The organism is Kosmotoga arenicorallina S304, assembly GCF_001636545.1.
GTDB classification, from domain to species: domain Bacteria; phylum Thermotogota; class Thermotogae; order Petrotogales; family Kosmotogaceae; genus Kosmotoga_B; species Kosmotoga_B arenicorallina.
In genome coordinates, this window is record NZ_JFHK01000004.1 from 336,061 (window position 1) to 350,318 (window position 14,258).

Here is a 14,258-nt window from a genome sequence, read left to right on the forward strand (position 1 = left end):
ATGAAAACAGCGCTAATTTCCCTTATTATTGCATTTTCGATCCTTGGCTTTTCTATCCCTGCGTATCCAGGAATTATAACCCTTATCCAGCCCGATGGCAGTACTATATACGCAAGGCAGATTGGCGATGAATATGCACACCTTATGTTATATGAGGGAAAACCCATTGTGAAAAATCCCGAAACAGGCTGGTGGGAATTTGCCAACATTAAAGATGATAAAATAATTTCTACGGGGCTGAAGCCTGGCAAAGATAGATCCTTTTCAATACATAAGTCAAAAATTGAAAGCTATTTAGCAGCGGCAATTCGCCCTAAAAAACATGAAAAAAGCGTCCCCACTTCAGGAATCGTTAAGTTTCCTGTGATATTGATAAACTTCTCTGATACTGCAACTTCCTTCGAAGCAGCCGATTTTGACGAATTGTTCAATGGGGTTGGATATTCTGTCAAAGATTACTATCTTGAAGTTTCAGGTGGGGTAATAGAACTCCAGTTCACTGTCATTGGCTGGTTCAATGCTTCTAAAACACATGATTACTACGGAGAAAATGATATTTGGGGGTATGACAAACATCCTCAAGAATTAGTGTCAGAAGCGATTATAGCAGCTGATCCCTATCTGGATTATTCAGAATTCGATAACGATGGAAATGGCTCTGTCGACGCTGTTATTGTGGTGCATCAGGGAAATGGCGAAGAAGCCTCAGGCAATCCGACTGATATCTGGTCACACCAATTTTATGCCCCAACCTCAACAGATGATGGGGTTACCGCTTCAAAGTATACCATTCAGCCTGAAACTTTATTTGATGACATAAACACCATAGGTGTCATTTGCCATGAACTTGGTCACATTTTTGGGCTCATAGACCTCTATGATACAGATTACAGCTCCGACGGTATCGGTAATTGGGGGTTAATGGGGACAGGCTCATGGAACGGCTTGACGAGACCCGGTGATAGCCCTGCGCATTTTTCCGGCTGGAGCCTTTTGAAACTCAGTTGGGTATCAGAAACCAACCTCAATGGCTATATCGGGGAATATACTTTCAAACCTGTTGAAACAAACAGGATTGTGTACACCTTTGACAATCCCGACAGAAAAAACATTGAATATTTTCTTATGGAGAACCGCAGAAAAATAGGTTATGACACGGCGCTGCCCGGTGAAGGGCTAATAATATATCATATAGATGAAATGGCAAATCAATCTGATGATACACATAGGAAAGTCGATGTCGAAGAAGCTGATGGGGACAACGCTCTGGATTATTATATTTACTACGGTAACGATCGGGGATCTTCTGGAGATCCCTTCCCTGGCAGCAGCAACAACACAGCCTTTGCCCAGCACACAAATCCAGATTCAAAATTTTATGATGGTTTTTCTCTCCTTAAACTCACCAGCATTTCTGAGTTTGCATCCGACATTACTGGAGTATTATCCTCTGGCATAATAAGAAAAGAACCTGATCCGTATCTCACATACGGCACCACCGAAACGCTGATTTATGAGTTCTATACTCCGATCGCTACTTATACCATCACCTCTCCTCCCGGGATTGTACAGTTTTCACAACTTACAGAAGAAGGCAAAAAACTGGAAATAGCCATTGTCCCCCCCGCTGAAATTTTCAATTTAAAGCTCGATGTAATTGATGCCACAGCGGTTTATGCTAGTTCTGAACTGGAATTTCTTCCCTTTGCGTATATTATAGTACCTGATGGTGTTTCTGCTTCAAAGTTTGTCTTGATAAAGCCGTTAGGCTGGGATGAATCACCCGGATTGGATTGGAATTCTCGATCTGGATACTATTGGAAATGGGTAGAAACACTCCCAATAACCGCCTACGGTAAGGAAATTCCCGAAGAATGATTTGAGTTAAAGTCTTACTATTTCGATTTCATGCCCCTCACATGCTAAAATCATGTGGGGGTGGTTTTGTGCAGGTATTTCCATCGGGATTTCTCTGGGGAGTCGCTACTGCCGGTCATCAAATAGAAGGCAAAAACTTCTTTTCGGATTGGTATGCCTGGGAAAAGCTTGGAAAGGTAAGAAACAACGATACCTCTGAAAAGGCTTGCGGCAGCTGGGATAACCTGGAAAGAGACGTTAAGGCTCTTAAAGAACTCGGGGTAAAAACATACAGGTATTCAATAGAATGGGCACGGGTTGAACCCCGAATAAACAAATTCGATGAAGAATCCCTTTCCAGATACAGGAACTTCACCATTAGGCTTGTGGAAGAGGGCATAAAACCAATGGTTACCCTTCACCATTTTGTAAACCCGCTTTGGTTTTCAGAACTTGGAGGTTGGGAAAACAGGGAAAATCTTAGATATTTCAAAAGGTATGTGGAAAAGGTTGTCACTTCTTTGGGAAGCTTTGTTCCCATCTGGATTACTATAAACGAACCAAATGTTTATTCTATTCAATCCTATCTCAGGGGCGAATGGCCGCCAGAGATAAAAGATATGGGAAGAGCCATGCAGGTTCTTTCAAATTTCCTTTTCGCTCATAATATAGCTTATGGTGCTATAAAGGAAAAGTATCCCGCTTCAATGGTGGGAATTGCGTACAATTTCATGCCTTTTTACCCGGCTCGTAGACACAACCTCTTTGACAGGGTAATAGCATCAAGGCTCGATTATACATACAACAACGCGTTTTTAGACTCCCTCATAAAAGGAAGATTGCTAAGACCCCTTGGCAAAGGCGAGAGCATTGAAAGAATAAGGGGGAATATAGATTTTATAGGCGTCAATTACTATACCCGCATGTTTGTCAAATATGCGAGCCCTGAACCTGAATTACTGGAGCCAACAACAGAAAAAACAGATATGGGATACGAGTTTTATCCGGAAGGTCTTGGTGATGTATGCCTGAAATGCTTTAAAAGATATAAGTTGCCTATTATGGTAACCGAAAATGGTATTGCCGATGCTACTGATGAAAAGCGCTGGCGATATATAGAGGCCGCTTTGAAATCTTTACACAGCTCAATTGAAAATGGGGCAAGGGTTTTTGGATATCTTTACTGGTCTCTGATGGACAACTTTGAATGGAAAGAAGGCTACTCGATGAAGTTCGGGCTTTATGAGACCGACTTTGAAAACCTTACCCTGAATCCCAGAAAGAGCGTAGAGAAATACGCCGCTATTATAGAGGCAAACGCCATAGAATAGACTAATCAATTAATTTTATTAAGTATTTTTCGCCGATGTATTCGAACATATCTCTTAGACGCAATGATATATTGTCGCTGATTACTTTAAGTCTATACTTTGTGACTAAGACTAAATGGTAATTTAATTTAAAGACTGAATGATTGTTTGATTCTAAAACCATTATATCACCTACTACCAGTGTACTAACACTTACAATATATCATGAGTACTACAAAATTCATTCTTGACTTCTATAAGTCAAGGATGAATTTTGCTTTGTTGTGATGGAACACTGTACTATAATATAAATAGGTTGCAAACGAAAAACAAGTCTGCAACCATCAGTAGGGCAGGGACTGCCCGAATTTACGCCTGTGGACTGTGCTCTGGCGGCGGAACCCGAGAGGGGTCTACGAGTCATCACAGGTTGAAGCAGGAAGCCATGTCTTCTATAAGGCGTGGTAGTTCACTGAACATGTAGTTGCTTGTTTCAGGAATGGAGTTGTACATATTTTGTCTTATGAACTCATATTCTTCTCTGTTTGCAAACCTGAGGTATATTTCTTCCATTTTTCACTCAAAAAGGAGCCCGGCTCCTACAAGACCATTCCCCGCATGAACCAGCAACACAGAGGATATATTCCTTTCAATAACTTCCGGAAGATCCAGCATCTGCAATCTCTCTTTGATCTTTTTGGCGTATTCGAGCGTGGATTTATCGCTTCCCGAATGATAAACGCCAGCTGCTTTGAGTTTCTTGCCCTTTGTAGCTTCTTCTATCAACTGCACGAGTTTGGCAACCGCTCTCTTCATACCCCTCGCTTTGGCTATGGAAACAAGATCACCTTCCTGGTTCATTGTTATAATAGGCTTAAAATTCAGCACTTCTCCAATGGTAGCTGTAACTTTGCTTATTCTTCCACCGGCGCTTAAAAATTTCAAGGTCGGTACTATGAAAAATATCTTGATTTTCTCCATCGCGCTTTTCCTCAATTGAAAGACGATTCCTCTTATGTCCATGCCCTTTTCAATCATTTCAACTGCAAGTCCTATTAAAAGTGCTATACCGCCAGATAATGTCATAGAATCTACGTATTCAATTCTCAGGCTGGGATTTTCTTCTGATATCTGGGCTCCTACAAGTTTGAAAAGATTATGAGTGCCACTCAATTTGCCCGAAATATTTATAACTATGATTTCGTTATAACCTCTTTTTAAAAGGTTCTCGAAACCCAGCTTCACATCTTCATACGAAGGCAGGGATGTTCTTGGAAAACCTGTTCCCATAAAATCTATGATTTCTTTTTCGCTAATTTCATTCTCGCGATATTCTTTATCCCCCATGATCAGTTTTAATGGAACTACCTCGATTTCATCTCTCTCTGCAAGTTCAGGCGGAAGGTCCGAACCGGAATCACATAAAATTCCTATCACAGCTTCACCACCTTTCAAATGGCAATCATAACTGTCAATCAATTATATTTTACATTAAATTCCACTTATCCTAAAAAGAATGCGTGAAAGCAGCGTATCTCATGGAAAATCCAATATGTTAGAATTACCTGGAAAGCAAAGATATTATCATTGATTATTCGGGAGTGATCATTTTGGTTCAGTTACAGGGTGTACATAAGTATTTCAAAGGGAAAAAGGGGATTATAAAAGCGGTTGATAATGTTTCATTCAAAGCAATGCCTGGTGAGATATTCGGCCTGTTGGGACCTAATGGCGCTGGAAAAACAACGACTCTCAGATTGATTTCTACTTTACTGAAACCGGATTCAGGAAAAGTAACCGTGTTTGGCTTCGATACGGTAAAAGACGCAAAAGAGGTTAGGGAACGCATAGGCTTTCTGACAAGCGATATGAAGTTGACAGGCAATCTTTCCCCCCGTGAACTGATGTATTTCTATGGAGATTTAAATCACATTGAAAGAGAAATCGTGAAAAAGAGGATAGTTGAACTTGCGAATTATCTTGACATGAACGACTTCCTCGATGAACGTGTAAACAAACTTTCGACGGGAATGAAGCAAAAAGCTTCGATAGCGGTAAGTCTTATACATGATCCCCAGGTAATAGTTTTTGATGAGCCCACAAAGGGGCTCGACATAATAACCGCCAGAACAGTAACTGAAATTATCAAAGATTTCAAAAGACAGGGAAAAACGGTTATTATTTCTACACACGTGATGTCTGTTGCTGAGAAACTCTGCGATAGGATAGGGATAATACTGAAAGGAAAACTCGCGGAAATTGACTATCTTGAATCACTATACAGCAAATACAACTCTGAAGAATTGGAAGATATCTTCTTTACGATAGCAGAGAAAGAGGGAGGGTTGGGTGATGTTTAAAGACTCGATAATTATCTTCAAAAAAGAGCTAAAAAGCTTGTTCAAAGATAGAAGAAGCATTCTTTTCCTCATAATCCTTCCTCTGGTGTTAATGCCAGGTATTTTTTTGACCATAGGATATACTGCTTCCTCTCAAGAAAGGAAAGCCGCCGAAACTGTTTATAAGGTAGGGTTCATTAATCTTCCAGACGAAAATTTCCCGAAGATACTTTCAGAAAGGTTGCTCTATGAAGGCTTTTATAAGAGCAAGAGCAGCATCGATTTCAGTGAAGTCACAAATTCTGACAGAACGGTTATAGTCGAATTTAGCAGCGATAACGGGAAACTAACTGCCAGGATTTATTACAACTCAGTCTCCAACAAATCCAAATACGCCATGCAGGTTATAATCAGTGCCCTTAACGCCTATGAAAAATTGCTCTTATCAAATAAATTGCGTGCATATTCACTGACTCTTGACGATCTCAGGCTAATAAATATATCCAGCTTTGACCTCGCCCCCGAAGAAGCTCGAGGGACAGACTTTCTTGCCGTTATGCTTCCGTACATGATCCTCATATACATCTTCGCGGGTTCCATGAATATTGGTCTTGATACTACAGCAGGCGAAAAAGAACGCGGCACTTTGTCTCCCATACTAGTAAACCAGGTATCCCGCACCTCCATAGCAACAGGAAAGGTGTTTTATGTGATGACTGCGGGACTGATTAACAGCCTTTCAACTTTTGTTGGTCTTGTAATAGCCTTTTCCATAGTGGGAAATCTTCCCGGAAGCAGTTTGTCTATGAACATATCTGCTCTAACTCCTCTCAAGCTTTTCTGGCTTCTAATTACAATCCTGACAGTTGCAGGGCTCGCGTCATCTGTAATGGTGCTGCTTGGAAGTCTTGCGAAAAGTATGAAAGAGGGTGGTGCATATGTCATGCCCTTCTATATTGGTGCAATAATAATGGGCGTTGCTACAATGCAGATGGATTCTTCAAAGAATCTCACAGTATCACTGATTCCACTGCTGAATAGCGTGTTCAACATGAAAGATATCATCACTTCACAATTTTCAGCGATAAGGTTTCTTTTAATGATATTGACAAACCTGGCTGTCATGGCAATAGTAATAATACTGACCGCCAGGCTGTATAATTCTGAAAAGATCCTTGAAAGCAGTGAGTAGCTTTTTATTCCTCTATCTTTTCCATCGTTAAATGCAGGTACAATTGAGCTGAACCGGTAAATGCCACACCTACGGAAGATGCGGCATCCTGTTTCATTCTCAACTTATAGAAGTAGTGGTCTTCTTTTGAAAAAAATCGATAAGTCGTGTTTTTAACATTCCAATAGCGCCCTCTATGTTCTAAACTTTCGTAGCTCTTTTTCTGCTTATTTCAAGCAAAGCTTTTACGGTAAACCTTAGAGATCTTCACCACGCATTTGCTGCATATTACAAGCCTGCTTTTAAGAATGTCTTTGTGACATAAAAGATGGGGTTTTCTTTGAAACAAGGTGATAAATTATGACAAAATGTTTTTTTTGTTGTGATATTATTATAATACGAAGCACTGATGGATATTGACAATATGGGAGAAAAAGCATGCTAAGACCGGGGAAATTTAAATATTACGTTATTTGGTGCACAATAGCTGCAGTAACTGTGTTTGCATGGATTTTTTCTCTCCCCCGTAACGAGTCTTCGAACATAACCCTTATGCTATCAAAAAGCTTTCTTTTTGCCGTCTTTTTTATGGGATATTATTACATTATGAATACGAGAAACCTCTGGTTTGTTGTCGGTTGGGGATTGTTTACCTATGGAACCTTGTTAAACCTCCTTGAAGAGTTTGCTACCATACCCTCAAACATCAAAGCATATTTTGGCCTGTTTTTAGATCTTTCAAGTGTAGCCTTTATAATTCCCGGCTTTTACAACTATCTAAAAGAAAAAAAGGTTAAAGAGAGGAGAAAACGGCTTCTTGAAGAAAAATGCAAGGTTCTTTTCAGAAGCTCCAGCGATGCCATATTAATAGTGAGATTGAACAAAATAGTCGATTGCAACCCAAAGGCCATGGAGCTGTTTGAGTGCGGCAGAGAACAACTGTTAGGAAAAGCCATCGATACACTATCTTCGGTGGAGCAATTGGAAGGATTAAAGCAAAATGGTATTCTAAAAAAGCTCTACCTTGCTTACCAGGGCAAGCCTCAGTTTTTTCAATGGCGATTCCTGCGATGTGATGGCTCAAAATTTACTGCAGAAATAAGCATGAGCAAATTCAGTGTGGATAAAGAAGCGTTCGCTCAAATAACAATCAGGGACATATCAGAGCAAGAAAAGACCGAAAAAGAATTGGCAGAAGAAAGGAAGAAATATAGCGCGCTATTTGATAATATCAATGATGCCATAATCATAAAAAACGTAAAAACAGGGCTATTGGAGCTCAATGAAAAAGCTATTGAAATGCTTGGTTATAGCCCGGAAGAAGTTCAAAAACTTGGTATTGATAAAATAATCTTTCGCAATGAACCCGAGGATCCAAAAGAGAAACTGGAACTACTTATAAAAAAAGGTCATATTCCAACTTGTGAAAAAACACTCCTCAAAAGGGACGGAACGAAAATCTTTGCTGAAATCAAGATTTCGCTGGTAAAGAACAGCAATGACGAACCCCTGTATATTCAAAGCTTAATAAGAGATATTTCGGATAGAAAGAAAGCTCTCGAAGCAGTCAAAGCTGAAAAGGATCGAGCCAGAAAGGTTTTTGATGCAGCTCAGAATATGATGGTAATTATCGACACAAAGGGGGTCGTTAGGGACATAAACAAAAAGGTTTGTATGATTCTGGAATATAAGAGAGAAGAAATAATTGGCAAGAACTGGTTTGACTCTTTTATCCCTGAAAAAACGCGCGACCGCGTTAAAAATTATTTCAGCACGGCAATTTCTGGAGAATTGAAGCTTCATGAATGCTTCGAAAGCCCGGTATTCACAAAAAGCGGTGAAGAAAGATTCATTGTATGGCATAACACCTATCTAAAAGATACCAAAGGCGACATCATCGAAATATTGAGTTTCGGTGAAGACATAACAGATCGCAAAAAAATAGAGGAAAAGCTCTTATGGAATGAAGAAAAATTCCGGATTCTTATTGAATCCACGGGTGACCTTGTCTTCACACTGGACAGAAGCTATAAGATTACTGGTCTTTATGGAAAGTGGGAGGAGAAATTTGGTGTAAAACCTGTCGATTACTCCGGCAAAAGCGTATATGAACTCTTTTCCGAAAGTAACATATCACAGCTCGAGATCAACAAAAAATCTCTTGAAGGTGGTTCTCAGACATATGAATGGTCTATGCAACAAAGAGGAAAACGACTCTATTTTCAAACAAAATTGTATTCTCTTCTCGATTCAAAGAACGATATCGCTGGAATTGTGGGAATAACAAGAGATATCACAAAACTCGAAGAAGACCGCGACTTGCTCAGAATACGGGTGAAGTTTCATAGTTTTTTGCTGGAAACCCTCTCCAAAATCCTCCAGAGCAAATTCACGGAAAACCCCTTCAAAGAAATCTTGCAGAAATGCATCCAGATAATCCCGGAAGCGCAAGCTGGAAGTGTTTTGCTAAAAGAAAATGGAAATTACAAATGCGTAGCCACAGTTGGCTATAATTTAGAAGAATTAAGTCCCTTGCATTTTTCTCCTGATGAATTGATGCTACCTGAAACTGAGGAAGTCCTTGTTATTAAAGAACCCCAAAAATATATTTTACATAGCAAATGCTCAAAGGCCCTATTAAACCCAAAAGAGTTTGACAGAATAAAGGCAACGCTTTCTATACCAGTTGTAATCAACAAAGAAATCAAAGCATTATTCAACCTTGATACCACGGAATCCCCCGAAGCATTCGACAAAACAGCCGTTGAAATGTCTCAAATTTTGGGAAAAGCATTGAGCCTTTTACTGGAACGCCTTGAATTTGAAAAGACTCTAAAAGAACAGCAGAAAATGCTTGAGTTCAGCTCCACACACGACGCTTTGACCGGTCTCCCGAACAGAAGATTTTTGTTTGAACACGCATCGCAACAATTCGCTCTTGCAAAAAGGCATGGCAAGTTTTTAAGCGTGCTGTACATGGACCTGAACGGTTTCAAAATAATTAACGACACTTTCGGGCACGAAATTGGCGATATTTTGCTGAAAAGAGTTTCTTATCGTCTTAAAGATTCAATAAGAGAAAGTGATATCGTAGCAAGGCTTGGAGGAGATGAATTTGTATTTCTTTTGCCTGACACAGACGTTTCCGGAGCAACTGAAACCGTGAAAAGAGTGCTTGAAAATCTGGAAAAACCTTTTGAGATCTCAAACAAAGAGCTCAAAATCTCTGCAAGCTTTGGGATTGCCGTCTTCCCTAAAAATGGCAAAGATTTGAGAGAGCTTCTCCGCAAAGCTGATGAAGCAATGTATATAGCTAAAAAGAACAATGAAGCCATTTATATTTTTCAAGATAATTGAGTAAGCAAAACCCATTCTATGGGGGTGATTTAGGTGCGACTATTAGCGGTTGGAGTATGTGAAACCAACGGAAAAGTGCTTGCGATGAGAGAATTTGGCACGTTAAAGCTCCCTGCTGTAGAATTGAATTCTGAAAATCCCAGAGATGAGTTAGGAACATTTTTCCTCAGTTCCCTTGGTATAGAAGTTGAAATTGGCAAACTCTTTGGTGAAAAATACATAGAAAGCAGCAATGAATTGTTCCTATATTATCTGATTCCTCCACTGCCACAGCTGAAGGAAGCTAATGGAGTGGTATGGGTTAAAGCAACTGAAGAAAACTTAAAAAAGATTGATCCAGCAAAAACAGGAGAATCGCTGTCATCAAACTATGTAAAGGAAGCTATGAAATTGCTGGATATAATGGAAAGAACTATCAATAAATGCCCCTGGGGAGCAAAGCAGACTGTTGAAGATGCTCTGCGAGAACTTGTTTCTGAAATAGAGGAATTCAGGGCGGAACTCTTTTTGAAAGATCAGGTTAAAGCCTCCTTTGAAGCAGGTGATGTGGTTTACGATGCTCTTTTGCTAATCTGGCTTTTCGCACGCGATAGTAATATGTCTCCCGCAATTATTCTAAAAAAAGTCACCGAAAAGATTTCAAAAAGGAAACCCTGGCTATTTTCGGATGGGGGAATATCATTAGAGGAGGCCGAAAAGCTCTGGGAATACTACAAATCACTCGGAAATTAGTCTCAGGTTATATCCGAAAGATCGTAACATGATATATTCAAAAAGCGGTATAATTTGATTGTTATGCCATTCGTTAATAATGGGGGTTTGTATTGAAGCACATTTCATCATTTTCTAAAATGGGACTTAATTTCTTCCCAATGCGCTTTGACAATTCAGAGAAGGAGTCCTTTTATCGCAGCAGTTATGACAGGAAATCCTTTCATTTTCTTATTGTAGCCTTGCTTGTTAATATTGCTCTGTTTGTTTTGCTTTTGTTTTCAGAGAAAGATTACAGCCATGAGATCAGAAATTTTTTCTGGTTTGCAGATTTGGTCTTCATTGCACTTTTTGCTGTGATAATCTTTGTTTCTCTTGCATTTCGCTCTATTAGGAAATCGTTTTTTATGCGTTTCCCGGTTTTCATTGCAGCAATTACGGTAATTCTGTTGAAGGTATGGTATATCTCTAAAGACCCGGTATTGTTTCAGAACAAAGGACTTGAATATAGTTCCATGTTCTTTTTGATGATACTTCTTCTTTATTTGCTTTCGCGGCTGAGGTTTATCTGGAGTACAGTACTCGGGATATCCATGACCGCGATTTATCTCTGGTTACTTAACAACAATAATTTGAATGAAAGCCTTCACTTTCCATCCGTGCTGTTTGGATTAAACGTAATAGGCATTTTCAGCAATTACTACTTGGAATTTCTTTCCAGGAAACATTTCCATATGGAGATCGAAGCCGAAAGCAATCAAGATACAATAATAAAATTAAAAGATGAAAGAAATGATATTTCAATGGAATTTGAGCGAATATCCATTGATCTGAACAAAGCATTGAGCATTATTGGAAAAATAGTTGAAATGCGTGATATGAACACTGCTGGACACCAGAGAAAGGTTGCAAAGCTTTCGGTAGCGCTCGCAGAAAAATTAGATATTCCCTCAAAGAAGATTCCGATCATATTTACCGCAGCTCTATTGCATGACATTGGAAAAATAGAAATTCCAGCTGATATACTGACAAAACCGGGAAGACTTTCTGAACCAGAATTAGGAATCATTAGAAGGCAGGGAAATTGGATATCAGCTATTGAACGAAACACAATTCATTCCCGAAGTCGCAGAAATTATTCTACAACATCATGAACGTCTTGACGGTTCCGGCTACCCATACGGACTCAAAGGCGATGAAATATCTATAGAAGCACGGATAATAGCCGTAGCAGATGTTTTTGATGCCATGACTTCACACCGTCCTTACCGCCCTGCTTTTTCTTACAAAGAAACAATAAGCGAAATAAAGAGCAAAAGCGGCAAATTATACGATGTAGCAGTGGTAGAAGCGCTTGTGGATTTACTAGAAAATGGCTTTATATTGAAATAGCACAACCTCTCTTTGCTTTTTTTATGCTTTGATGTGTATATAATACTTGACATTTTGTTAAGTATTATATACAATATAAACAGGTGATTCTACATGAAAAACAAGCTAAAAGAATTCAGGGCAATGAATGGATTGACTCAAGAAATGCTTGCTTCAAAGGCCAATGTAAGCAGGCAAACAATCATAGCCATCGAAAAAGGAAAATTCAACCCATCAGTAAAGCTTGCCTTAAAACTCGCAAAAATCTTTGACTGCAGATTGGAAGAGCTGTTTGTGCTGGAAGAAGGTGATTGGCATGACAGGTAGGAATGTGAGGCTCCTTTTGAGTCTCGCTTTCATCATTATTGCTATATGGCTTATGAAAGCGGTTAATCAGTGGTTTGTATTCCTTGTAGCTGGAGTGTTTTTGTTTCCCCTTCTAAGGGATTTTGGAATACTCAAAGACCTTGATGAACGAGAGAGGTATCTCGATGCGATTTCTTCAAGAATAGCTCTTATTGCGACGGTTCTCGTTGTGTTGTTTCAAATAGGTCTCAAAAACCAGCTGTCTGGCGATGACTTCTTTGTAATAGTTTTAATCCCGATAGTTACAAAGGCTCTGGTTTTCATCGGTATGTGCCTCCCGAAGGAAAAAGCAATAAATTACTACATAAGGGTTTTGGTAATTATTTATCTCGGTTTCGTACTTCTGTCTCATGGCATAAGTGCTGTTACTCTCATCGAGTCATTACCGGGCATTGCGGTTCTGATTTTCGGAGAGCTCTCAAAGAGGTGGAAATGGTTTTCATTGGGGCTTTTTGGGATGGCTGGATTGATAACAAGCCAGTTTATCGATAATATCACGCGCCCGATTCCCCTGCTTGTTTATTATTTAATAACTTCTCCTATTGTTCTCGCGGGCATTCGCACGTTAATGCACGATAGAGTTTCACAAGAGTGAACTACCACGCCTTATAGAAAGCATGGCTTCCTGCTTCAACCTGTGATGACTCGTAGACCTCCATTGAGTTCCGCCGCCAGAGCACAGTCCACAGGCGTGAATTCGGGCAGTTCCTGCCCTACTGTTTAACGCTACTGAGCATATTGTGCGATATTCACAGCAGCATTAATGTCCCTATCATGGACCGTCCCACAGTTGGGGCATGTCCATTTCCTTATCCTTAGCTTTTTAACCTCTTCGTTTTTGTACCCGCATATCGAACATGTTTGACTTGACGCAAAGAACCTATCGATTTTCACAAGTTCGATTCCTAACCTTTTGGCTTTGTACCCCAATGTTGTCATGAATTTGTACCACGATTGCTGTTGAATGTGTTTAGCCAAGCCGTGGTTCCTTAACATACCTTTTATATTCAGATTTTCTACCGCAATCTTGCCAACTTGGTTTTCGCTGACAATTTTGTGGGTTGTTTTATGTATCCAATCTTCTTTGATATTGCTGATTTTCTCTATGTATCGTGCCAATCTGAGCCTTGCATCTTCTCTGTTTCTGGAACCTTTTTGTTTCTTGGACAAACTCCTATATAGTCTCTTTAACCGCTTTTCGAATTTCGAAAGATCGGGCATAGAGTACTTCTGTCCGGTACTCAATATCACTGAGTGTTTTATTCCTAAATCTATGCCTAAGACTTCTGTTGAATTGCTTCTTAGCAGGATACCCGGTGTTTCAACAACGATAGAGACATAATATTTGTTTGTCGTCGTTTTTTTGAATGTCACGTTTTTTATGACAAATTGCTCTGGTAGATTTCTGTGAACACGGACTCTTATGCCTTCTCTAAACTTTGGTACGAAAATATACCCATACTTTTTGTTATCTCCTTTGATGTATAACTGTATGTGTTGTGGAACTCTAAATGTTTGTCTGCTTTTCTTTTTCTTGAAACGAGGATATTTAGCCTGTTTCCTGAAGAATTTCTTGAAAGCATTGTCTAAATCTTTAAGTGACTGCTGTAGTGTCTGGGAATTGACTTCTTTCAGCCATGAATACTTTTGACATTTTTTCAAGCGTGTCAAAAGTTTGGCCCACTCATGGTATCCTGTGGGTCTGTTTAATTTCTCGTACACCAGGTTGCTATAGTTCAGGAAGAAGTTGAGCACAAACCTTGTTGCTCCAAAATG

General features: G+C 39.6%; 13 protein-coding genes and 1 pseudogene. 10 read left to right on the forward strand and 4 right to left on the reverse strand.

Features of this window, described 5'->3' with window-relative positions; all coding sequences use genetic code 11:
• Nucleotides 1-1,878, forward strand: a complete 1,878-nt coding sequence (locus AT15_RS04055; protein WP_068346608.1) for a M6 family metalloprotease domain-containing protein — start codon at nt 1-3, stop codon at nt 1,876-1,878.
• 68 nt (nt 1,879-1,946) lie between these two features.
• Nucleotides 1,947-3,188, forward strand: a complete 1,242-nt coding sequence (locus AT15_RS04060) for a glycoside hydrolase family 1 protein (protein ID WP_153019699.1) — start codon at nt 1,947-1,949, stop codon at nt 3,186-3,188.
• A 10-nt stretch (nt 3,189-3,198) separates the two neighbouring features.
• Here the strand turns inward: AT15_RS04060 and AT15_RS10085 are convergent.
• From AT15_RS10085 to AT15_RS04065, 3 genes and pseudogenes are all read right to left on the reverse strand, one after another.
• Nucleotides 3,199-3,351: pseudogene (locus AT15_RS10085) on the reverse strand (transposase); the annotation flags it as partial.
• A 239-nt stretch (nt 3,352-3,590) separates the two neighbouring features.
• Nucleotides 3,591-3,740: a hypothetical protein gene (locus tag AT15_RS10265; protein WP_161484649.1), complete on the reverse strand. Its 150-nt coding sequence runs from the start codon at nt 3,738-3,740 to the stop codon at nt 3,591-3,593.
• Nucleotides 3,741-3,743: 3 nt separating this feature from the next.
• Nucleotides 3,744-4,604 carry a DegV family protein gene (locus AT15_RS04065; protein ID WP_068346612.1) on the reverse strand — a complete coding sequence of 287 codons (861 nt, stop codon included), beginning with the start codon at nt 4,602-4,604 and terminating at the stop codon, nt 3,744-3,746.
• Between the two features lie 173 nt (nt 4,605-4,777).
• Here AT15_RS04065 and AT15_RS04070 point away from each other — a divergent pair, with 173 nt between their 5' ends.
• The 8 genes from AT15_RS04070 to AT15_RS04105 all read left to right on the forward strand — a co-directional run bounded on the left by AT15_RS04070 (nt 4,778) and on the right by AT15_RS04105 (nt 13,077).
• Nucleotides 4,778-5,527: an ABC transporter ATP-binding protein gene (locus AT15_RS04070; protein ID WP_068346614.1), complete on the forward strand. Its 750-nt coding sequence runs from the start codon at nt 4,778-4,780 to the stop codon at nt 5,525-5,527.
• Nucleotides 5,520-6,698 carry an ABC transporter permease gene (locus AT15_RS04075; protein WP_068346616.1) on the forward strand — a complete coding sequence of 393 codons (1,179 nt, stop codon included), beginning with the start codon at nt 5,520-5,522 and terminating at the stop codon, nt 6,696-6,698. The genes AT15_RS04070 and AT15_RS04075 overlap by 8 nt, the downstream gene beginning before the upstream one ends.
• Nucleotides 6,699-7,283: 585 nt before the next feature.
• Nucleotides 7,284-10,034: a PAS domain S-box protein gene (locus tag AT15_RS04080; protein WP_161484650.1), complete on the forward strand. Its 2,751-nt coding sequence runs from the start codon at nt 7,284-7,286 to the stop codon at nt 10,032-10,034.
• A gap of 33 nt (nt 10,035-10,067) precedes the next feature.
• Complete coding sequence (locus tag AT15_RS10090; protein ID WP_084251459.1) at nt 10,068-10,766, forward strand: MazG nucleotide pyrophosphohydrolase domain-containing protein; 699 nt, start codon at nt 10,068-10,070, stop codon at nt 10,764-10,766.
• A gap of 92 nt (nt 10,767-10,858) precedes the next feature.
• Entirely contained in the window at nt 10,859-11,899 is a 1,041-nt protein-coding gene (locus AT15_RS10495; protein ID WP_068346619.1) for an HD-GYP domain-containing protein, read from the forward strand.
• On the forward strand, nt 11,844-12,137 hold the full coding sequence (locus AT15_RS10500) for an HD-GYP domain-containing protein (protein ID WP_068346620.1): 294 nt from the start codon (nt 11,844-11,846) through the stop codon (nt 12,135-12,137). Before AT15_RS10495 ends, AT15_RS10500 begins: the two co-directional genes overlap by 56 nt.
• A 93-nt stretch (nt 12,138-12,230) precedes the next feature.
• Nucleotides 12,231-12,443 (forward strand): helix-turn-helix transcriptional regulator, encoded by a 213-nt coding sequence (locus AT15_RS04100; protein WP_068346621.1) that lies wholly within the window; start codon nt 12,231-12,233, stop codon nt 12,441-12,443.
• Nucleotides 12,433-13,077 (forward strand): hypothetical protein, encoded by a 645-nt coding sequence (locus AT15_RS04105; protein ID WP_068346622.1) that lies wholly within the window; start codon nt 12,433-12,435, stop codon nt 13,075-13,077. The genes AT15_RS04100 and AT15_RS04105 overlap by 11 nt, the downstream gene beginning before the upstream one ends.
• A 131-nt stretch (nt 13,078-13,208) precedes the next feature.
• Here AT15_RS04105 and AT15_RS04110 read toward each other — a convergent pair.
• A partial coding sequence (locus AT15_RS04110) for an RNA-guided endonuclease TnpB family protein (RefSeq protein ID WP_153019700.1) occupies nt 13,209-14,258 on the reverse strand: 1,050 nt, incomplete at its 5' end.

What these genes read in the sequence shown, in the direction of transcription:
- AT15_RS04100 (WP_068346621.1), top strand. Translation starts at nt 12,231, where the DNA reads ATGAAAAACAAGCTAAAAGAATTCAGGGCAATGAATGGATTGACTCAA.
- AT15_RS10265 (WP_161484649.1), bottom strand. Translation starts at nt 3,740, where the DNA reads ATGGAAGAAATATACCTCAGGTTTGCAAACAGAGAAGAATATGAGTTC.
- AT15_RS04105 (WP_068346622.1), top strand. Translation starts at nt 12,433, where the DNA reads ATGACAGGTAGGAATGTGAGGCTCCTTTTGAGTCTCGCTTTCATCATT.
- AT15_RS04080 (WP_161484650.1), top strand. Translation starts at nt 7,284, where the DNA reads ATGAATACGAGAAACCTCTGGTTTGTTGTCGGTTGGGGATTGTTTACC.
- AT15_RS04075 (WP_068346616.1), top strand. Translation starts at nt 5,520, where the DNA reads ATGTTTAAAGACTCGATAATTATCTTCAAAAAAGAGCTAAAAAGCTTG.
- AT15_RS04055 (WP_068346608.1), top strand. Translation starts at nt 1, where the DNA reads ATGAAAACAGCGCTAATTTCCCTTATTATTGCATTTTCGATCCTTGGC.